This is a genomic window from Gottfriedia acidiceleris (assembly GCF_002128425.1).
GTDB lineage: Bacteria > Bacillota > Bacilli > Bacillales > Bacillaceae_G > Gottfriedia > Gottfriedia acidiceleris.
Genome location: NZ_NESS01000001.1, coordinates 180,629 through 200,237 on the forward strand (window position 1 = coordinate 180,629; position 19,609 = coordinate 200,237).

At 32.1% G+C, this 19,609-nt stretch carries 20 protein-coding genes and 1 pseudogene; 1 reads left to right on the forward strand and 20 read right to left on the reverse strand.

What is annotated here, in order from left to right; genetic code table 11:
* Nucleotides 1-69 precede the first annotated feature (69 nt).
* From dinG to B6K90_RS00950, 11 genes and pseudogenes are all read right to left on the reverse strand, one after another.
* The gene (gene dinG / locus B6K90_RS00900; RefSeq protein ID WP_088010666.1) at nucleotides 70-2,859 is read right to left on the reverse strand and encodes an ATP-dependent DNA helicase DinG; all 2,790 of its coding nucleotides are present in this window, start codon (nucleotides 2,857-2,859) and stop codon (nucleotides 70-72) included.
* 248 nt (nucleotides 2,860-3,107) lie between these two features.
* Entirely contained in the window at nucleotides 3,108-3,491 is a 384-nt protein-coding gene (panD, locus tag B6K90_RS00905; RefSeq protein WP_025671415.1) for an aspartate 1-decarboxylase, read from the reverse strand.
* Nucleotides 3,492-3,517: 26 nt separating this feature from the next.
* The gene (panC, locus tag B6K90_RS00910) at nucleotides 3,518-4,363 is read right to left on the reverse strand and encodes a pantoate--beta-alanine ligase (RefSeq protein WP_088010667.1); all 846 of its coding nucleotides are present in this window, start codon (nucleotides 4,361-4,363) and stop codon (nucleotides 3,518-3,520) included.
* On the reverse strand, nucleotides 4,360-5,202 hold the full coding sequence (gene panB, locus B6K90_RS00915) for a 3-methyl-2-oxobutanoate hydroxymethyltransferase (protein ID WP_025671413.1): 843 nt from the start codon (nucleotides 5,200-5,202) through the stop codon (nucleotides 4,360-4,362). Before panB ends, panC begins: the two co-directional genes overlap by 4 nt.
* Before the next feature lie 370 nt (nucleotides 5,203-5,572).
* Nucleotides 5,573-6,556, reverse strand: coding sequence for a biotin--[acetyl-CoA-carboxylase] ligase (locus B6K90_RS00920; RefSeq protein ID WP_088010668.1), 984 nt, complete (start codon nucleotides 6,554-6,556; stop codon nucleotides 5,573-5,575).
* The gene (locus tag B6K90_RS00925) at nucleotides 6,541-7,734 is read right to left on the reverse strand and encodes a CCA tRNA nucleotidyltransferase (protein WP_088010669.1); all 1,194 of its coding nucleotides are present in this window, start codon (nucleotides 7,732-7,734) and stop codon (nucleotides 6,541-6,543) included. Before B6K90_RS00925 ends, B6K90_RS00920 begins: the two co-directional genes overlap by 16 nt.
* Nucleotide 7,735: 1 nt before the next feature.
* Nucleotides 7,736-8,866 carry an N-acetyl-alpha-D-glucosaminyl L-malate synthase BshA gene (gene bshA, locus B6K90_RS00930; RefSeq protein WP_088010670.1) on the reverse strand — a complete coding sequence of 377 codons (1,131 nt, stop codon included), beginning with the start codon at nucleotides 8,864-8,866 and terminating at the stop codon, nucleotides 7,736-7,738.
* 30 nt (nucleotides 8,867-8,896) lie between these two features.
* Nucleotides 8,897-9,598 (reverse strand): bacillithiol biosynthesis deacetylase BshB1, encoded by a 702-nt coding sequence (gene bshB1 / locus B6K90_RS00935; protein ID WP_088010671.1) that lies wholly within the window; start codon nucleotides 9,596-9,598, stop codon nucleotides 8,897-8,899.
* A 93-nt stretch (nucleotides 9,599-9,691) separates the two neighbouring features.
* Nucleotides 9,692-9,983 (reverse strand): annotated as a pseudogene (locus B6K90_RS00940) (methylglyoxal synthase); the annotation flags it as partial.
* 14 nt (nucleotides 9,984-9,997) lie between these two features.
* On the reverse strand, nucleotides 9,998-10,801 hold the full coding sequence (gene dapB, locus B6K90_RS00945; protein ID WP_088010672.1) for a 4-hydroxy-tetrahydrodipicolinate reductase: 804 nt from the start codon (nucleotides 10,799-10,801) through the stop codon (nucleotides 9,998-10,000).
* Between the two features lies 1 nt (nucleotide 10,802).
* A complete protein-coding gene (locus tag B6K90_RS00950; RefSeq protein ID WP_088010673.1) occupies nucleotides 10,803-11,132 on the reverse strand; it encodes a nucleotide pyrophosphohydrolase in 330 nt (109 codons plus the stop codon).
* Nucleotides 11,133-11,269: 137 nt separating this feature from the next.
* Here B6K90_RS00950 and B6K90_RS00955 point away from each other — a divergent pair, with 137 nt between their 5' ends.
* Nucleotides 11,270-12,142, forward strand: coding sequence for a YitT family protein (locus B6K90_RS00955; protein ID WP_088010674.1), 873 nt, complete (start codon nucleotides 11,270-11,272; stop codon nucleotides 12,140-12,142).
* 64 nt (nucleotides 12,143-12,206) lie between these two features.
* Here B6K90_RS00955 and B6K90_RS00960 read toward each other — a convergent pair whose 3' ends face one another.
* The 9 genes from B6K90_RS00960 to B6K90_RS01000 form a co-directional block, all read right to left on the reverse strand.
* The gene (locus B6K90_RS00960; RefSeq protein WP_088010675.1) at nucleotides 12,207-12,887 is read right to left on the reverse strand and encodes a zinc metallopeptidase; all 681 of its coding nucleotides are present in this window, start codon (nucleotides 12,885-12,887) and stop codon (nucleotides 12,207-12,209) included.
* A 58-nt stretch (nucleotides 12,888-12,945) separates the two neighbouring features.
* Nucleotides 12,946-13,728 carry a sporulation protein YpjB gene (locus tag B6K90_RS00965; protein ID WP_088010676.1) on the reverse strand — a complete coding sequence of 261 codons (783 nt, stop codon included), beginning with the start codon at nucleotides 13,726-13,728 and terminating at the stop codon, nucleotides 12,946-12,948.
* A 59-nt stretch (nucleotides 13,729-13,787) separates the two neighbouring features.
* Nucleotides 13,788-14,372, reverse strand: a complete 585-nt coding sequence (locus tag B6K90_RS00970) for a DUF1405 domain-containing protein (RefSeq protein ID WP_235821682.1) — start codon at nucleotides 14,370-14,372, stop codon at nucleotides 13,788-13,790.
* Between the two features lie 151 nt (nucleotides 14,373-14,523).
* Nucleotides 14,524-15,300 (reverse strand): menaquinol-cytochrome c reductase cytochrome b/c subunit, encoded by a 777-nt coding sequence (locus tag B6K90_RS00975; protein ID WP_088010677.1) that lies wholly within the window; start codon nucleotides 15,298-15,300, stop codon nucleotides 14,524-14,526.
* Between the two features lie 62 nt (nucleotides 15,301-15,362).
* Entirely contained in the window at nucleotides 15,363-16,037 is a 675-nt protein-coding gene (qcrB, locus tag B6K90_RS00980; RefSeq protein WP_056466653.1) for a menaquinol-cytochrome c reductase cytochrome b subunit, read from the reverse strand.
* Between the two features lie 2 nt (nucleotides 16,038-16,039).
* Nucleotides 16,040-16,543 (reverse strand): QcrA and Rieske domain-containing protein, encoded by a 504-nt coding sequence (locus B6K90_RS00985; RefSeq protein WP_088010678.1) that lies wholly within the window; start codon nucleotides 16,541-16,543, stop codon nucleotides 16,040-16,042.
* Between the two features lie 143 nt (nucleotides 16,544-16,686).
* A complete protein-coding gene (locus tag B6K90_RS00990; protein WP_088010679.1) occupies nucleotides 16,687-17,136 on the reverse strand; it encodes a DUF2487 family protein in 450 nt (149 codons plus the stop codon).
* 605 nt (nucleotides 17,137-17,741) lie between these two features.
* Nucleotides 17,742-18,281, reverse strand: a complete 540-nt coding sequence (locus tag B6K90_RS00995) for a ReoY family proteolytic degradation factor (protein WP_088010680.1) — start codon at nucleotides 18,279-18,281, stop codon at nucleotides 17,742-17,744.
* A 54-nt stretch (nucleotides 18,282-18,335) separates the two neighbouring features.
* A complete protein-coding gene (locus B6K90_RS01000) occupies nucleotides 18,336-19,595 on the reverse strand; it encodes a tetratricopeptide repeat protein (RefSeq protein ID WP_088010681.1) in 1,260 nt (419 codons plus the stop codon).
* Between the last annotated feature and the right edge of the window lie 14 nt (nucleotides 19,596-19,609).

The window sequence follows — 19,609 nt, forward strand, 5'->3', positions numbered from 1 at the left end:
TTTATGTCATTATACCACACGTCTAGCCTTAAATCCCCTACTATTCACATGCTAAATCTTGAAAAACTACTAAAAATCTTTTAATAATTCATCAATTGTATTTATTTTTATTTTATTTTTCGGTATTAACTTTAAAAATTCTGCTCCATAACTAGTATTTATTATTCGATTATCTAAAACAAATAATGAACCTTCGTCTTTTTCATTTCGAATTAGACGACCATAACCTTGTCTAAACTTAAATACTGCTAATGGTAAAGCCAAACTCGAAAATGAATTTTCTCCAGCTTTTTTTAATATATTTGATTTAGCAATGAACATAGGCTTTTCAGGGTTTGTAAACGGTAATCGTACAATGATTAAACAATCTAATTCTTCATTAGGTAGGTCAATTCCTTCCCAAAATGTGTTCGTACCTAATAAAATTGTTTGTTTAGATTGTAAAAATTGTTTTATTAACTTTTGTTTTCCACCAGGAGAAACACCTTGAGCTAGTACAGATGAATTCAGAGAATCTATATCTTGTATTAATTGATCATAAGTCTGTTTTAATAAATCAAAAGCTGTAAATAAAACTAATGTTCTACCTTTTATTTCGGAAACAATTTTGCGAATTGTATTCGAAGTTTGAACTGCATACTCTTCTTGTGTAATCTCTTTTATTCCCATTAAATCTGAAGGAATATATACTTTCATCCCTTGGGCAAAATCATTAGGGACGGGATATATTTTTTCAATGACATGATTATTTTCACTAATTCCTAATGATGACTTTATAAATGAAAAGGATGAATCAATCGACATCGTAGCGGATGTTAGTACGATTGAATTTCTTCCACTAATTAAATAATTTTGTATTAAATCTGCATTTTCAACTTTCTCACAATAAAGTATCGTAGTATGAAATGAACCTTTTGCTTCAGTTTCCATCCAGCATATATAATGATCATTTTTATCGAATAATATTTCATAAAGACCATTTTTCATGCTTTTTAATTGTTCAATAATCATTTTAAATTCTGAAACGATTGAACGATGAAACGCTGATACCTTTTTTTCATCAATCAAATTAAAATATTGCTCGCATCCCGTGAATAAAGTATTATTCACATGAAATAATCTATTAGCACATTCTTGAATAACCTTCCAATTTTGGCTTGAAGTGTTTTTATCACTTAGTGTAATCGACTGTTTAATGTTTTCTTTATCAAATTCATTTTGTTTACTTAAAATAAAATCACGTAATAATCTAAATAACTCTTCTGATTCATACTTAATTTCTTTTACTAAATGATCAGCTTTTTTCCACCATTTTTCACGATTGGGTATACCTTCATCAAATTTATATAATCGGTGAACAAGTTCATTACTATCAGTAGTACTTAATCTACTTAAATACTGATAATATTTTAAGCAAGAAAAAGTAATCCCAAAAGTTTTTGACGCAGTCTCTTCAAGAGCATGTGCCTCATCAATTACAATCGTTTTAACAGAATTAATTAGGTGATCTTTATTTTTTAAAGTTGATAATAAATAAGCATGGTTTGTAATAATTAAATCGGCTAACATTAATTGATTTTTAGCTCTTTGATAAAAACATTTATAAAACCAAGGATTAGTTCTTTTATTTTCACTTTCTTCGTTACAACAAACACGATCCCATAAATGTAAGCCACCTGAAGGAAGTGATAATTCATCTAATTCGCCATTTTCAGTTTCAGTTAACCAAACTGTAATCATAGCTTTAGATAAAATACTATCGTAATTATCATCAAATTGTTCGCCAACAATATATTCAAATTTTTGGAGACATAGATAATTTCTTTTACTTTGTATGGAAGCTATTTTTAACTGAAATGGCACTATTTTTTCAATTGTTTTTATATGTTTTTTAAGCAGTTGTTTTTGCAAAGAGATCGTACTTGTACTAATGACAACTTGTTTGCCAAATTGTTTTGAGAAAAATGCAGATGGAATTAAATAACCAAATGTCTTGCCAACACCTGTTCCAGCCTCAGCTAAAAGTATCTTATTCTGCCTATATGCATCGAACACGTCATGCATATAGGCAAACTGTTCGTCTCTTTTTATAAAATTTGGAATTTCCACAGCCATTTGATCTACAAGTTCAGTTTTTATATGCTCGTCGAATTCAACGAAATCTTCTTCCTCTTGTGGTAAACTAAAGCTTCTTCTTTTAAGAGCGATTCGTCTAAATTCTTCATAATCAACAGATACATTTAAAAATGATTCAGATTGCTTTTGAAGTATTTCCGAAATATAGTATGTAATGTCACTTTTAAAACTAGTACTAAGTTTTTCTAATATTTTTAGTGATGCATATGGCAAACTTTCAAGTTTTTTTAATAATATAGTTAATAATTCGGCAGTTACTTCTGCATCACTATCAGCTTGATGAGGATTTTCATGTTGAATATTAAATACTTTTGCTAAATCAGATAATTTATAACTAGTTAAAGTTGGATATAAAATTCTTGTTAACTCCACTGTATCAATAGCTAACGGTGAAATTTTTGGTAATCCAATTCGCTCAAATTCCTTTTGTAAAAAAGTTAAATCAAAATGCACATTGTGTGCAACGAAATAGGCGTCTTTAAACATCGGGTAAAATTCTTCAACTATTTGTTCAAATTGAGGAGCATATTGAACCATTTCATCTGATATTCCTGTTAGTTCAGAAATAAATGTTGGAATATTCATATTTGGATTAATAAAACTTGAAAACTGTTCGATAACTTCTCCACTTTCCAATAAAAAGGCTGCAATTTGAATAATTCGATCTTGACCTCTATTATTATTTCCGGTTGTTTCTAAGTCAACGACCACAAACTTATTCATATTTTGCCACCTCCAAATTCTCTATATAGATATTATTTTGCATAATCATATTAAACAATACAACCAACAAAAAAATCCCCTAAAGAAGGGGATTTCAAATTGCCCTCAAACGCTCGTTTTCTTCCTTGTTTCTCTTGTCAGTAATATAACTTTGATCCTCATCATTCAGCTTCATATTTCAATTTCAAAAGTTGTCAAACAGTCTAAAAATCAAAATATGGGCTATGTCCTTGTAAGCCCCATTTGTATTACTTAACTGTACCTGCAATTTCTTTGCCAATCATTTCAACAATTTCATTTGCATCATTTAAAATAGCAATCTTAGGCTCATGTTGATCTAGTTTTTCTTCCTCTACCTGACCATATGCAATAATAATTACTTTATCGCCTTCTTGAACCAATCTAGCCGCTGCACCATTAAGACATATTACACCACTTCCACGTTTTCCTGGAATTACATATGTCTCAAGTCGTGCACCGTTATTATTATTTACAATTTGAACTTTTTCGTTTTCAAGTACATCAACAGCATCCATTAAATCTTGATCTATAGTAATACTTCCAACGTAATTTAAATTAGCTTCTGTAACTGTTGCTCTATGAAGTTTTGCTCTCATCATTGTGCGAATCATGTCATTTCCCCCTAGTTGTTCAATGCTTAAATAGAAATAATAATATTATCGATTAGGCGAGCATTAGAAAATTTTACTGCTAACGCAATAATTACTTTTCCATTTATTTTATTTAAAGGCTCTAAATCTGGATAAGAATAAATACTTACGTAATCTACTGTTCCAGACGTTTGGCTTTGTATTGTAGATATAATATTTTGTTGCAGTTGATTTGGATTTAAATTCCCATTATTTATCTCTTCAACTGCTTTTTGTAAACTTTTATAAAGAACAGGTGCTTCTTGTCTTTCTTTGTCTGATAAATAGACATTTCTAGAACTTTTAGCTAATCCATCTTCTTCTCTTATAGTTGATACTGGGTTAATTTTTACAGGAATATTAAAGTCTTCAACTAAACCTTCTATTACAGCTACTTGCTGAGCATCCTTTAATCCAAAATAAGCCTGATCTGGTTGAACAATATTAAATAATTTTGTTACAACTAATGCGACACCATCAAAATGTCCAGGTCTTTTTTCACCACAAAGGACATCTACTCGCTTTGTTACTTTCATTGTTGATTTTAATTCATTTGGATACATTTCTTCAACTGTTGGATAAAAGAGGCAATCTACACCAGCATTTAGTGCAATTTTTTCATCTCTGTCAAAGTCTCTTGGATATCGATCAAAATCTTCATTAGGTCCAAATTGTGTCGGATTAACAAAAATACTTAAAACGACGATATCATTATTTTTTCTAGCTTCTTCTAATAATGATGCATGACCTTCATGTAAAAAACCCATCGTTGGAACAAATCCAATTGATTTTTCACTTTTTCTGTGAATTTTTAATTCATTTCGTAAATCTTTTATCGTGTGAAACACTTTCATTGCGAACTTCCCCCGTATAATGCCTTTAACTGTTCTTCTTTCATCGTAAACGAATGTTTAGTATCTGGAAATTGTCTAGTTTTAACTTCTTGTACATATGAAGCAATTGCATTTTCAATTGTTGTAGATACATTTGCATATTGTTTAACAAACTTAGCTACTCGACCAACACCATATGTTATTAAATCATGGTAAACAAGTACTTGACCATCTGTATCAACACCTGCTCCTATTCCTATTGTTGGAATTGAAAGATCCTTAGTAATATCCTTTGCAATTTGCTTTGGTACACATTCAAGTACGATTGCAAAAGCTCCAGCTTCTTCACATTTTTTTGCATCGTTAAACAATTTCATTGCACTTTCAGAGTCACGTGCTTGAACTTTATACCCACCTAATACACCTACAGATTGAGGAGTTAACCCTAAATGAGCTACAACTGGTACTCCAGCGATCGTTAATGCTTTAATTACTTCTAAAACATTTTCATCAGCACCTTCAACCTTAACAGCGTGTGCATCTCCTTCTTGCATAATGCGACAAGCACTACGCAAAGCCTCTTCTTTAGAAAAATGGTAAGACATAAAAGGCATATCTGTTACGATAAACGTATTTTTTGCCCCGCGTTTAACAGCTTTTGAATGATGAATCATGTCATCTACAGTAACTTTAATTGTAGAATCATATCCTAGGACAACATTCCCAAGTGAGTCACCGACCAAAATCATATCTACTTCACTTGCTTCTGCTAATAGTGCTGAAGGGTAATCATAAGCTGTGATCATAACGATTGGGTCATTATTTTGTTTCATGTTTAAAAAATCTTTTGTTGTTTTCATCTTTTTTCCTCCTTTTAAATGAAGAGGAAATGGGGGCTACAATAAAAAACCTTTGCTCACAAAGAACAAAGGAAAATTGTAAACCGTCTCATTCCTCTGTCCCAGTCCCTATAGGATCAAGGCAGACACATTTTTAGAATTGTATTTTTAAAATTTGGTGTAGTTCTTCTTAGGATACTAAAGTTTGATTGACCCTATTCAGATACCACCCTTGAAGCATCTGCATATCCTGCGACCCTTCCACTACAGTTTATAGTAAGAATACTAATTAAGTAAAGAAAAAACTTGGTATTATTTACAAATATAAGTGACAATTATTCAGTAAATAAAATAACTCTCTTTCTAAAATAAAAAAGAGAGTTGTTTTACATTATTTATTTATCGAAATATCCGCTGAATAAATTGTATGAACATTACCTAAGTGATCTTCAATCAATAATTGACCTTCATCTGTAATTCCAATAGCATTACCTACAATTTCTTCGTTTAAAGTGGTTGCTTTTATTTGTTTCCCTAATGAAATCGCATAGCTTTCCCATAGAATCTTTATCGGTTTAAATCCTTTTTCTAAAAATATCTCGTAGAACTTCTCAAATTCAGCTAAAATAGCTTGAATTATATTCGCTCGCATAAAGGTTTGTCCTTTTTCAATCCGTAAAGATGTAGCGATATCTGACAGTTCTAATGGGTAATCTTCTTCAACTTGATTTACATTTATCCCTATACCTATCACAACACTCTTAATGCAATCAGCGTCTCCTTGCATTTCAGTTAAGATTCCACAAACTTTTTTATTATTGATTAAAATATCATTTGGCCATTTTATATTAGGTTGTAAACCGGTCACTTTTTCGATTGCTGAAGCAATGACTACAGCTGTTAATAATGTTAGCTGAGGTGCTACTCTTGGTGAAATAGCCGGTCTAAGGATAACACTCATAGCTATTGCTTTTCCATCTGAAGTTAACCAGTTTCTTTGTAATCTACCTCGACCTAATAATTGACGCTCAGCCAAAACAATTGTACCTTCAGGAGCATCATTTAGCACTAATTCATTAGCAATCGTTTGAGTAGAATTAGTCTCCTCTTGGTATACGACAGTTCTTCCAAATTTCTTTGTTTCTAAACCAAGTTGAATATCAGTTGGAGTTAATCGATCTGATTTGCCTGTTATTTTATAACCAACCTTCCTAACTGCTTCAACTTCAATTCCCTCATCTTGCAATTCTTTCATATATTTCCAAATTGCAGTACGTGAAATTCCTAATTCATCACTCAAAAATTGACCTGATAAATATTCATTACTATTTTCTGTAAATAATTGGATAATTCTTTCTTTTACTTTTGAAGCCAATTTATGAACCACTCCTTAACAGCAAGTTGGTTATTCTCAAGCTGGTTCTCTACTACATGAAATTCTATTTCACTTAATACTTCTTTTAACCATGGACCACCTTTTAATTGAGACCATTCTAATAAATCATTACCAGTAATACATAAATCTGACTTTGAATAGATCGGTAATTTATTATATAAAGCCTTTAATAAGTCCTCATCAAATTCATTTGCATCAATATTGACAATGACACATTGTAAACGCTCATATTTTATTGCATCCGTTAATCCAACTTGATATAACTTTGTATTGCTCCATTTAATTTTCGTTTCATTTAACAAATTATAAACTTTCAATATTTGTTTTATGCGACTATTGGCCATCTTCCAATTTCTTAAAACCTGTTCTGGGTTGTCAAAATTACATTTATATAATATTAGCGCCCAAATCTCTTCAATTGTTTTTAATGATTGGATTGGAAGGTCTAATAGTTTCTTAAACTGATTTGTATATTTTTTTAAGCTAGGAAGATGATTTAATAAATGTGTTTTTGTTAATAGTTCAATGCCTTTTTTAGGAGACTTTCCTATTAACATTTTTTCTATTTCAACCGAAATACGTTCAATTGCTATATTTTCAATTAGATGTTTATTTGATTTGATAGCGTTAAACGTTTCATCTTGTAAACGAAAATCTAATTGACTTACAAACCTTATACCTCTTAGCATTCTAAGGGCATCTTCTTGAAATCTTTCCTTAGCTTCACCGACACATCTAATTAACCCATCATGAAGGTCAATTGCACCATTATAAGGATCTATTATTTCATTATTTGTCGTCATAGCGATGGCATTCATTGTAAAGTCTCTTCTTTTTAAATCTTCTTTAATTGATTTTACAAATGTAACTTCCGATGGTCTACGATAATCATGATATGTTGACTCTGTTCTGAATGTTGTTATCTCATATGGCTCACCATTTTGTATGACTAAAACCGTTCCATGCTGTAATCCGGTAGGAACGGTTCTTGGAAATATTGACATAACTTCTTCAGGCAAAGCTGAAGTTGCAATATCAATATCTCCAATTGTTCTATTTAATAATTTATCTCTTACACAACCACCGACAAAATAGGCCTCGTAACCATTTTTTATTAATATATCTAAAATCGGCTTTGCTTTTTCGAATATTTCCATATTATTTCATTCCTAATAACTCATTATAAATGGATAAATATTGTGAAACGATTTTATTTGATTGAAATCTTTCTTTCACAATTTCAACCGCGCGACTTGATATGCGTTTATATAGTTCTTCATCTTGTAATAAGTTGAGCGTATAATAAGCTATTTGGTCGATATCTCCTAGTTCACAAATATATCCGTTTTCCCCGTGTTCAATTACTTCTGGAATCCCACCAACTCTTGTACCGATACATGGTACTCCACAAGCCATCGCCTCAAGTAATACTAAACCAAAGCTTTCTTTTGACGAAAGAAGTAATTTTATATCACTCATAGAAAGTAATTCTTCAACATTCTCTTGCTTTCCTAAAAATAAAACATCTTTCTCAATTCCAAGCTCTCTTACTAATTTACATAAGCTTGAGATTTCTGGACCATCTCCTACTAATAGTAACTTGGATGGAATTTCTTTTCTTACTAAGTTAAATACATCTACTACATCTTTTGTTCGTTTAACTTGACGGAAATTAGAAATATGTATAATGACTTTTTCATGTTCTTGTATTCCATACTCTGCTTTTAACTTCCGACAATTTCGTTTGTAATACACTCTTTCATCAATAAAATTATACACAGTTTGTATTTCTTTATCAGGGTTAACTAATTCCTCTGTTTGACGTATTAAATCATTAGAGACCGCAGTTACAACATCTGATTTTTCAATTCCGAATTTAATTAACTCTGTTAATGATAGGTCATAACCAAGAACTGTTATATCCGTACCATGTAATGTCGTTACAATTTTAATATCATGATGAATCATTTGTTTTGCTAGAACAGCACATATCGCATGCGGAATCGCATAATGTACATGTAAAATATCTAATTTTTCACGGTTTGCAACTTCAGCCATCTTACTCGCCAATGCTAAATCATATGGTGGATATTGGAAAACTGAATATTGATTTACTTCAACTGCATGATAATAAATATTAGGATATACTTTATTTAAACGAAACGGCATACTTGATGAAATAAAATGAATTTCATGTCCTAGTTCTGCTAATAACTTACCTAGCTCAGTTGCAATCACACCAGAACCGCCTACTGAAGGATAACATGTAATCCCAATTTTTAATTTCATTTTATCTCTCCTAAACTTCTTCATTTCTTCTTAAACTAACCAATCTACATTTAAAAGGAGCGGTTTCTTTGTCATAAATCCTTCTCCATATGGGACTCCAGCCTCTTTACCAAAAAGTTTCTCTCTTGCAATTACGCTATTTACATAGTCGTTTGTTAAAGGCGTAATTACACCATCTGGCCCCGGAGTAAATTGACTTTCATACGCTTCTAAAGCTGCTCTTTTGACTTCTATTGTTTCTGAAACATCTACAATAAAATTTGGTCGATGAAACCCATTTATCATATATTGAAAAACATGTTTAACCTTGTGAGCATCATGATTTGTATTTACATTAAATTTTCTAATCCCTGATGAAAATACGGCTTCTTCTACTATTTTTGTACAATTACCATGATCAGGATGACGATCTACTTCATATGGTGTGAAAATAATACTAGGCTTCGTCATTCGAATTAAAGCAGCTACTTGTTTAATCGCTTCCTCAGATAAGTATAGCCCCCTATCTGGTAATGATAAATTAAAACGCTTTGAAACTCCTAAAATCTTATCTGCTTCTTCGGCTTCTTTTCTTCTAATAAAAGTATCCCCATTTGAAGAGAGTTCCGCTTCAGTTAAATCACAAATAGCAACCTTATAACCTAACTTAGTAAATTTAGCAATCGTGCCTGCCATACCAATCTCAACATCATCTGGATGTGCCCCAAATGCAAGTACATCAAAATATTCCATTTATCTCACTCTCTTTCAAACTAACTAAAAAAATTCACAACTGCCTTAGCGGTTTGAATATTCGTTACCACTTGTACATGAAAAAATATCTCAAAGTCTTAATAACGCATTTACATCTGGTTCATGCTGCTCCCGCAGTTAATGGATCCCTAAAAAAGAAAATTGCGTCCATTTTCTCTTTAGCTATTAATGCACCAATTTCATGATTTCCTCCGAGTGGACCAGATTGAAAGCGATCAACTTTTAAATTTGTATTTTCCATTACACGTAGTCCTGTAGTACCTGTTGAAAATAATTCATGTTTTAAAAAAAAAGATTCATTTTCTTGAACAAAAGTTACTAATGCGTCTTTTCTCTTATCGTGATCAATTAGAGCTATTTTCACTTACGACACCACTTTTAGTCCATAATATTTTCTAAACCATAGACAAGTTCTGAAAGTCTCATTACTTCCTCAACTGCTACTTTAACACCAGACATAAAAGAAGCTCGATTCATTGAATCATGTCGAATAGTTAATAGTTGACCATCACCGCCGAATAAAACTTGTTGATGCGCAACTAATCCAGGCAATCTCACGCTATGAACTCTCATACCATTTAGATCAGCACCTCTAGCACCTGCTTCAGTTTCAACTTCATTTGGATGTCCTTGTACTTTAGATTCACGAACTTCCTCAATCATTTGAACTGTTTTAAGAGCTGTACCTGAAGGGGCATCTAATTTTTGGTCATGATGAAGCTCAATGATTTCGATATCTTTAAAATATTTCGCTGCCATTTGTGAAAACTTCATCATTAATATAGCACCAATTGCAAAATTTGGCGCAATAATACAACCTAGCTCACTATTTGAAGCGATCTCTTTTAAATCATCAAGCTCTTCTTTTGTAAAACCAGTTGTACCAATTACAGGACGAATACCATTTCTTAAAGCTAAAAATGCATGCTTTTTTCCAATTTCAGGTGTTGTTAAATCGACAAGTACATCAAAGTTTTCATTTTCGATACATTGTTCTAATGTTTCATATATTTTTGCTTCACCTTTAAATCCGGCGTTAACCTTTTGGATTTGTTCTCCACCCAATTTATAATCTACTGCGGCTACAAGGTGAAAATGCTCAGTTCGATCAATTAATTGTAAAGCTTCCATTCCCATTTTACCTCTTGGTCCCGCTAATACTACTCTAATTACTTTTTCCATTTTAAACTTCCTTCCTCGTCCAACGATCTTTATCTCGAGTATTAAACTTCTTCATCACAATATCATGTGCTTCTTGTAAGTCTATATTTAGGCTATTTGCTAAACAAATCATCACAAATAATACATCACCTAGTTCTTCTTCTATTAGCTTTTCTTTTTCAGTTTTTTTCTTAGGTTTTTCACCATAAGTATGATTAATTTCTCTAGCTAATTCACCCATTTCTTCTGTTAACCTAGCCATCATTGCTAAAGGACTAAAATACCCCTCTTTAAATTGACCTATATATGTATCTACTTCATTTTGCATTTCTTTCATCGTTTTTTCGTGCATACTATTATCAACTCCTCAAATTAAATCTTATCGAATTGACCACTTTTTGACAAATTATATATTATTTTACTTGAAAAAAATAGAAGATAAGATAAAAATAAGAGTTTAGGGTAATTTTTTTAGTATGGAGGAAGTATATGATTTTTAAATTGAAGTTACGCAATATCTTATTTATCATTTTAGGTTCTGCAATTTTTTCATTTGGAATTATGAACATTAATATTCCAAACAATCTAGCTGAAGGTGGCTTTACTGGAATTAACTTAATTCTTTTAGCCGAACTAAATATTCCAGTTTGGATCTCAAACTTGGCCTTAAACGTCCCTTTATTTTTTATTGGTTGGAGATTACTTGGTACAGTGACAATGCTTTACACAATCATTGGAACGGTTGCAGTCTCTTTTTTCTTGAAACTATTTGAGAAATTTACTTTCAATATAGATGTTCATGGCGATTTAATGTTAGCTTCATTATTTGCGGGTGTATTTATTGGTGTAGGTTTAGGAATAATTTTTAGATTTGGTGGAACTACAGGTGGTGTCGATATCATCGCTCGTTTAGCCTATAAGTACAAAGGTATTAATATGGGAAAAACGATGTTTATTTTTGACTTTGTTGTCATTACGCTTTCACTTTTAACTTACTTAAAAGCATATGAAGCAATGTATACTTTAGTCGCAGTTTTTGTCGGAGCAAGAATAATTGATTTTATGCAAGAAGGTGCATATGCAGCACGTGGAGCAAATATTATTTCTGAGAAAAATGATTTAATTGCTGCTCGTATTATGAAGGAAATGGAACGCGGAGCAACTTATTTAAAAGCAACTGGAACATTTACTGGAGAAAGTAAAGACGTTTTATTTTGTGTCGTGCCAAAAAATGAATTAGTTCATTTAAAAAACATCATTCAGGATATTGATCCACACGCTTTTGTAGCAGTTACAGAAGTTCATGATGTGCTAGGTGAAGGCTTTACATTAGATGAAAATAAAGTTCCTCTTCACCCATAAATCTAAAAACAAAAAGAGGTTCTTGGCATTGATTGCCAGAACCTCTTTTAATTTTATATTGATATTAATCATCACTACGTGACATACCAGTATAAATCAATATTAATCGTAATAATTCTGCTACGGCTACTGCAGCCGCTGCAACATATGTCAATGCTGCTGCATTTAAAACACGTTTTGCATAAACATGCTCATTCGAGTTGATTATGCCCAAAGTTGTAACCTGTTTCAAAGCTCTACTTGAGGCATTAAATTCGACTGGAAGTGTAACAACTTGAAATAGTACACCTAGTGCTAATAAAACGATCCCTATTAATAATGCACCTGTTAGACCAGACAACATGCCAATTAATATAAATATATAAGAAAAATTGGAACTAAAATTTGCAACAGGTACTAATGAATGACGGAATCTTAAAAAGCTATAGTCATTTGCATCTTGAATTGCATGTCCTACTTCATGAGCAGCAACTGCCGTACCCGCAACTGAATATCCATGATAATTTTCAGAAGATAATCTTACAACTTTTGCACGTGGATCATAATGGTCAGATAAATATCCTCTAGTTTCCTCAACCGCCACATTGTATAATCCATTTTCATTTAAAATCTTTCTCGCTACTTCTGCACCCGTTAAATGTGATGTAGAACCAACTTGGGAATACTTTCTAAAAGTTGATTTTACCCTCATTTGTGCATATAAAGGTACAATCAACAAAATTAAAAAGTAAATTAAATAACTCATTGTAATTCCTCCAAGGAGTGTGATTTTACGATATTGTAATAACTTTTAGAGAAATTTGTCAATCATTATGTTCTCTTCTTTTTTTGTTTTTATTTCGATCACCTATATATTTTCTCCAACCGACATAACTTAATGTACCCACAATAATTACTCCCGTTGTAAAAATTGTCCAAATGGAAACAGGTGGAATAATTGAGTTACCTTGATCAAAAATGAATAATAATTCACTTTTTGTCTCATCCAACTTTTGTTGAAAAGCTGGTATTGATTCTTGATTAATTCGATAATCATCTAAAAACGAAACAAGTGAATTTATTTTTTTTACTTCATCATATGGAAGATCCAAGATTAGACTTGGATAAATAATCTCAAATTGGTGCAAGAATTGATTTAATTGCGTTTCATATGCTTCAGAATTACCTCGTTTATATGCGGACTTCATATTCTGTAGTGGTGTCATAACCGACTTTTTCATTTCTTTCCACATTGGCTGCATTGTCGTTTCTCCAGCATCAATCAATAATCTTAAACCAAGTACATCGGCAACTTTTTCTTGTGGATCAATTGCATCATTTTTTAATGATACAAGCGCATTTTGAAAAGTAACTGAAATGGTTTCTAACTCCTTTGGTGTCAAATCCTTATTCTTTTTAACTGACGCCATGTACTTTGATTCAAACTGTTCGACTAAATTAGCTCCATGTACATAATCACCATCTTGTACTAAAGAGAGTGATTTTTCAATTAGTGAAGTTTCTTGATCTATTTTAGCGTACCCTTTAACAGTATTAAATGAAAAGAAAATAAAAAAAACGCTTATTCCCGCAATTAATTTTTTCATCAAATCCCTCCCTCATAACTACTAATAATTATGAGAGAAAGGACAAGATTAGAACTTGTTCAAACACGAGCCCTATTTTTTAAAATTAACTGGTAATAAGCAATTAAAATAACAAATATAGTTAACCAAAATGTAAGTAAAGCTATCCAAATTCTGTAGTCAGAAAGCATATAGTATTCTGGCATCGTTCCAAAAACATAGTCTAAAATAAGATCTTGTAAGACCCAAATACTCGCTACTGCCAATTGCCATTTTTTAACTTTAAATGTCGGCGCATACAAAGCAGCTTGGATTGCCATAGCTCCATGCGAAAAAATTAATAAGTATGCAATCGCATCAAGTCCACCTGATAAGTAAAGAACCATTCCATTCATTAAAACTGCCCAAATTCCATATTTCATCAAACTTACATATGCTAATGCTTCTATCAACCCATTCTGTTTATTAAGAATGAAAAGTAACAATACAATACAAAAAAATAATGATGCAGTTGGACTATCAGGTACAAATATTTTTAACCAACCAGGAGTAAGATCAAGTTGAGATCGATACCAATAGTATCCATAGATTGTTCCTAGTACATTTATTATGAATAGAGCAATTAAGTTAGGTTTAAGGCGTAGCATACTGAAAAGTACGTTCACTATTTCACTTCATCTCACTTTCATTTTTGAGATTTAATAAATTTATAACACAAAGTTCACAATTTATATGTATCATCACATTTTTAACATGTTATTATTTCAGTATACAATAAAACATAAAAAAAGAGTCGAAAATTCGACTCTCTTTTAATTACTCTGTTTTACCTGCTTTTGATACGAATTCAGCTAGTACTTTAAGTTCTGCGTCAGTACCTTTAAATACACCAGCAGGCATCGCTTTTCGACCATTTCTTGCGATATGAGCGATTTCTTCAGGTTTTAAACCATTATTTTGAAGGCTTGGAGCTGCTGCTCCACCTTCAAGATTATCACCATGGCAAGATACACAAGTATTTTTTTGCAATAGTTTATATGCTGGATCTTCTTTATTTAATTCAACAAAAGTACGGATTTTACCTTGTTCTTTTTGTTTTTTCCAGTCATGGTGAGCTGCAGCTTCCCATGTTAAATAAATTACACCAGATAAAGCTAATAGCATAAAGCCTGTAGCTAGTGGACGCTTAATTGGTTTTCTATGTGGACTACGATCTAAGAATGGCGCTAATAATAGGCCACCAAATGCTAATCCAGGAATTACGAAAGCACCAATAACGTTATAGTCACCAGAAGCGTAGCTATATTTTAAGAATTGATATAAGAATAAGAAATACCAGTCTGGTAATGGCGTATAGCCAGTATCAGTTGGATCTGCAACCCTCTCAAGTGGAGATGGATGTGCAATTGTTAATGTTAAGTATCCAATTAAGAAAACTGCTCCTACCATCCATTCTTTTAATAAGAAGTTTGGCCAGAATGCTTCAGTTTTACCAGGATATTCAGAATAATCCTTTGGAACATTAGGTTTTCGTCCTGCCATTGCAGGTACACGTGAGTCACCTACAAATTTCATTCCTTTACCGCGATGCATGTTCTCCCTCCTTTATTTCGACACACTTTAGTCATTTTTACTAAAGCCCCATGCACTAAATCTTATAGTGGACCTGAAATACCTTGCTTACGAATAATTAAGAAATGGGCACCCATAAGAGCAAGTAAAGCACCAGGTAAGAAGAATACATGGATTGCGAAGAAACGAGTTAATGTTTGTGCACCGATGATTTCCGGATTACCTGCAATTAACGTTTTCACTTGCTTACCAATAAATGGTGTTTGTTCAGCAATTTGCAGACCTACTTTAGTCGCAAATAACGCTTTCATATCCCAAGGTAATAAATATCCTGTAAAGCCTAATCCAAGCATTACGAAGAAGATTAAAACCCCTACAACCCAGTTAAGCTCACGAGGCTTTTTATATGCGCCTTGGAAGAATACACGTAAAGTATGTAAAAACATCATAACAATTACTAAACTTGCACCCCAGTGATGCATCCCACGAACGATTTGTCCGTATGCAACGTTGTTTTGTAAGTAATAAACTGATTCCCATGCATTTTTGATATCTGGAACATAGTACATTGTTAAGAACATTCCAGACAAAATTTGAATTACTGTAACGAAAAATGTTAATCCACCGAAGCAATATACGAATGCTGAAAAATGGTGTGCTGGATTAACGTGTTCTGGTACTTCGTGATCAGCGATATCTCTCCAAAGAGGCGTAATTTCTAATCGCTCATCTACCCAGTCGTAAATTTTGTTAAGCACGATTATTTACCTCCTGTATTTGGTTCTAATTTACCAAGATAGAAAGAATCACCTTTCACTTTTACTGCATAGTTGTCTAGTGGACCAAGCGGTGGTGTACCTTTAATGTTTTTACCATCCTTATGGTAACGACCGCCATGACATGGACAGAAGAATTGATTTGGAAAATCTTTATTGTCGTTCCAACCAACTGTACAGCCTAAATGCTTACAAGTAGGTGATAACGCAACGATGTCTCCATTTGAATTCTTGTACACCCATGCAATGTGTGACGCATCAGATTTAACCCAACCATCTACCTGCTTGACTTTAAAGTCAAAGCGTTTTGGGTCAGTCGTTAAATCTTTAACTAGTCCAACTTGCACCAATGCTCCAGCTTCTTCTTTTTGTAAAACTGGGTCAATGGCAAAACGAGCCAATGGCATAAGCATTCCTGCCGCCATAAAGCCGCCTACACCTGTTAAAGTGTAGTTTAAAAACTGGCGTCTTGAAACCTTTTCACTCATGAAAATTCCCCCCTCTATCACAAGTACTCCTGTACGGACAACAGCTATAATAATAAAACTAGGACACTTTCATAATATAATAACAAATTTAGAAGGTCAATAATATCCTAATAATAATCATAGTAATAATGTTGTTTTTATTTTTATCCCCATATTTTAGAAAATAATGCATTGATGTGAGATAATTGTTTATCTACAATTACTCGTTGTGATGATTCATCTAAGCTATTGATATTTAAATTAGGTAACCAAATTAATGATTCATCCATTTCAGATTCTAACTGTCTCCAATCAAAATCACACGTTAAGTAGAAAACATGCTTAATCCCACTAGATTTAAACTCTTCATTCCAACCTTTTAATCGGTTTATTTTATTAGATTCTTCAGGTAAATAAGTAAATTCAGGAGCAATGACTACTCTGCCTTTATATGTACGTTCAATTTCCGATGTAAGTATTATTAAGTCCTCTCTTTGCTCGGCTAGACCAATATTTTCTTTTTTCAAAGAAACAGGACAAAGTGGAATAATGATCGTATCGATGTACTCCAAATTCTCAATTACTTGATTTAATTCATTAGTAGTCCATTTCATCAAAATTACCTCTTTCTATTAAAATAATTTATTTATAATTGTGAAATTTTTGTGAACAAACATCTATTTTCCATTTAACCATACAATACTATTTTAAGAAAGAAAAAAAGTCCGTTAATAAAGGATTTTTCACTGAGTTTAAAAAGTATCTTTGTTCAATTCTAAACTCTTATGAACAACAATTTACTGAATAATATTACAAAGTTGTGAATTTAGTTAATCTAATATCTTTCCATTTGGAGAAAAAATTTCTATACGATCAAACAATATTCCTAAAATCTTTCTGTTTAAGTGACTTTTTTACTAATCTAATTTTATAAAAAATTTTTTGAGTAATCAGCTAATCTTTACCTTACATACTGTAATTTTTATCTCGTAGAAGTTGATTGGAGATCTCGTCCCATGTGTATATGCGAGAAGGCTGAAGAGCCAAATGAAACATATGTGAGGCTGAGAATCAAGTATCTTACCACAAGCATAAGCAAAGATCCTGTAGTGGAAATAAACCTGACACTCCTTATTTATCAATAAAATTTAATTGTGTTCAATTACCAAAAACAACAGTAAAAAAGCCCCCAAAAATGAGGACTTTTTTCAAGTTTACATTAAATTAATGAATTCAGTTGCTTAGTTAATTCTTGGAAAAGCTTTTTGTCTTGTTTATCTAGAGCTTCATCAATCATTTTCATCAATCTGTCTTTTTGGAAATTAATAATTGAATCTGACAATAGCTTTTCAGCAATTACGCGGTCTTTTTCGTTACTATTTAAGTTTTTTGGTATATGTGGGTTCTCTTCTAAAACTGAAACAAACATCGGATATTGAAAAGAAGATTTAAAATTGAGCTGGATATAAATATCCTCATCCCTATTTAGTCGAATATCGTGAAATGATTTCTCTGCGTCCGTCGTCATTACATTTTGTTTATAAAAATGAAATGGGACTTCTTTAACACAGTTTGTCGACATCACTAATCCACGTGGACAATATTTAGACTGCTCTACGAAATGAACCTTTTTCATTAAATAATCATGGCTCATTAGGTAATTTAAAATCCAAACACATTCTCTTTGCTTTAACTGAAAATTACTTAGAAACCACTTAACAAAATCTTTCTTCTCATTCACAGATACAGGGGTTGCCATTATTAAATCCCTCCTCTGTCCTTTAAATTTGTCCCCTTTTCTGAATAAAGAAAACTACAGAATTTCATTTATTCTTTCAAGACGCTCTCTTACTTCTTCTTGTAGATATTCATCGTCTACAAGTCTACTGTAAACCTCTTTTGCTTCTTGTACTAAGCCTTCTTCAAACAATAGGTCTCCGTATTCCTTTAAGAAGGAAATTTCCTGGTTAAAGTCATTATATGCTAGACGATATTGTTTTAATGCCAATTCATAATTTTCATTTCCATAATATGCTTTGCCTAAGTCCCAATTAAAATGAGGATCTGAAGCTCCATGCTCGATTGCTAGTTCAATTGTACTAATTATGTCATCGTAATCTTCTTCTTCAAAAAGAATTCCGACTAATAACTGAACCGCCTCGATAAGCGAAGGATCATAAATTAATGCTTCCTGTAAATGTTTTTTACTTGCATCTAAATTCTTCAATTTACGAGCTAATTTTGCTGCTGATAAAAGGCATTCTACATTCGTTTCATCAACAAGTAAAGCTTTTTGTAGTGTTTCATAACCTTCTTCAATTTGTCCTTCAAGGTCATGTGCTTTACTTAGCCATAAATGTGCTACTAAGTATTCAGGATCAAAGAAAATTGATTCTTCGAATACTGGAATAGAGGCTGCATAGCGTTCAGCTTGAAATAACGTAATGCCATATCCTAATAATGTATGGAAGTCTTTTGTTTTCTGGATCCCTTTCTCATAATAAGAAATTGCATCTTCCCATTCACCTTCAGCACTTAAACATTCAGCAAGCCTTAAATCTTTATTCACACCACTTACTTCAATTTCTTGATTAGTAAGTTTTTCGTAAAATGGAATTGCTTTTTTATAATCATATTTACTAAAATAATACTCCCCTAATGCAAAATCTACTACAGGCTCATTAGGTAAAATTCTTTTTGCTTCAAATAATTTTTGTTCAGCTACTTCATCAAGACCTTGAACTTGATATAAGTCAGCCATTAATAAAAGTGCTTGAACTCGACTCTCACTATCTTCCCTTATTGCTAGTAAAATTTCTAAAGCGTCGTCTTCTAAATCAAGATCCAATAATATTTCTGCATACATTATTTTCAGTTCATCATCGTCATCATATAAGTAAACTAAATCTTCAATGATATTTTTCGCATCTTCCACAAATCCTAATGATTGAAAAAGAAGTGCTGCTTCGTATTTTTCTTCATCGTTTGCAGTTTTTAAATTCTTTCTTAATAAATCTAATCCCTTTTCTGTATGACCGTTCTCTATTAACTGAACAGCTTCGTATAAACTCATTCTTACACCTCATA

What these genes read in the sequence shown, in the direction of transcription:
- dinG (WP_088010666.1), bottom strand. Translation starts at nt 2,859, where the DNA reads ATGAATAAGTTTGTGGTCGTTGACTTAGAAACAACCGGAAATAATAAT.
- dapB (WP_088010672.1), bottom strand. Translation starts at nt 10,801, where the DNA reads ATGGAAAAAGTAATTAGAGTAGTATTAGCGGGACCAAGAGGTAAAATG.
- B6K90_RS01000 (WP_088010681.1), bottom strand. Translation starts at nt 19,595, where the DNA reads ATGAGTTTATACGAAGCTGTTCAGTTAATAGAGAACGGTCATACAGAA.
- B6K90_RS00995 (WP_088010680.1), bottom strand. Translation starts at nt 18,281, where the DNA reads ATGGCAACCCCTGTATCTGTGAATGAGAAGAAAGATTTTGTTAAGTGG.
- B6K90_RS00985 (WP_088010678.1), bottom strand. Translation starts at nt 16,543, where the DNA reads ATGAGTGAAAAGGTTTCAAGACGCCAGTTTTTAAACTACACTTTAACA.
- B6K90_RS00955 (WP_088010674.1), top strand. Translation starts at nt 11,270, where the DNA reads ATGATTTTTAAATTGAAGTTACGCAATATCTTATTTATCATTTTAGGT.
- B6K90_RS00960 (WP_088010675.1), bottom strand. Translation starts at nt 12,887, where the DNA reads ATGAGTTATTTAATTTACTTTTTAATTTTGTTGATTGTACCTTTATAT.
- panD (WP_025671415.1), bottom strand. Translation starts at nt 3,491, where the DNA reads ATGATTCGCACAATGATGAGAGCAAAACTTCATAGAGCAACAGTTACA.
- bshB1 (WP_088010671.1), bottom strand. Translation starts at nt 9,598, where the DNA reads ATGGAATATTTTGATGTACTTGCATTTGGGGCACATCCAGATGATGTT.
- B6K90_RS00975 (WP_088010677.1), bottom strand. Translation starts at nt 15,300, where the DNA reads ATGCATCGCGGTAAAGGAATGAAATTTGTAGGTGACTCACGTGTACCT.
- panB (WP_025671413.1), bottom strand. Translation starts at nt 5,202, where the DNA reads ATGAAAACAACAAAAGATTTTTTAAACATGAAACAAAATAATGACCCA.
- B6K90_RS00950 (WP_088010673.1), bottom strand. Translation starts at nt 11,132, where the DNA reads ATGCACGAAAAAACGATGAAAGAAATGCAAAATGAAGTAGATACATAT.
- B6K90_RS00925 (WP_088010669.1), bottom strand. Translation starts at nt 7,734, where the DNA reads ATGGAAATATTCGAAAAAGCAAAGCCGATTTTAGATATATTAATAAAA.
- bshA (WP_088010670.1), bottom strand. Translation starts at nt 8,866, where the DNA reads ATGAAATTAAAAATTGGGATTACATGTTATCCTTCAGTAGGCGGTTCT.
- B6K90_RS00965 (WP_088010676.1), bottom strand. Translation starts at nt 13,728, where the DNA reads ATGAAAAAATTAATTGCGGGAATAAGCGTTTTTTTTATTTTCTTTTCA.
- B6K90_RS00990 (WP_088010679.1), bottom strand. Translation starts at nt 17,136, where the DNA reads ATGAAATGGACTACTAATGAATTAAATCAAGTAATTGAGAATTTGGAG.
- panC (WP_088010667.1), bottom strand. Translation starts at nt 4,363, where the DNA reads ATGAAAGTGTTTCACACGATAAAAGATTTACGAAATGAATTAAAAATT.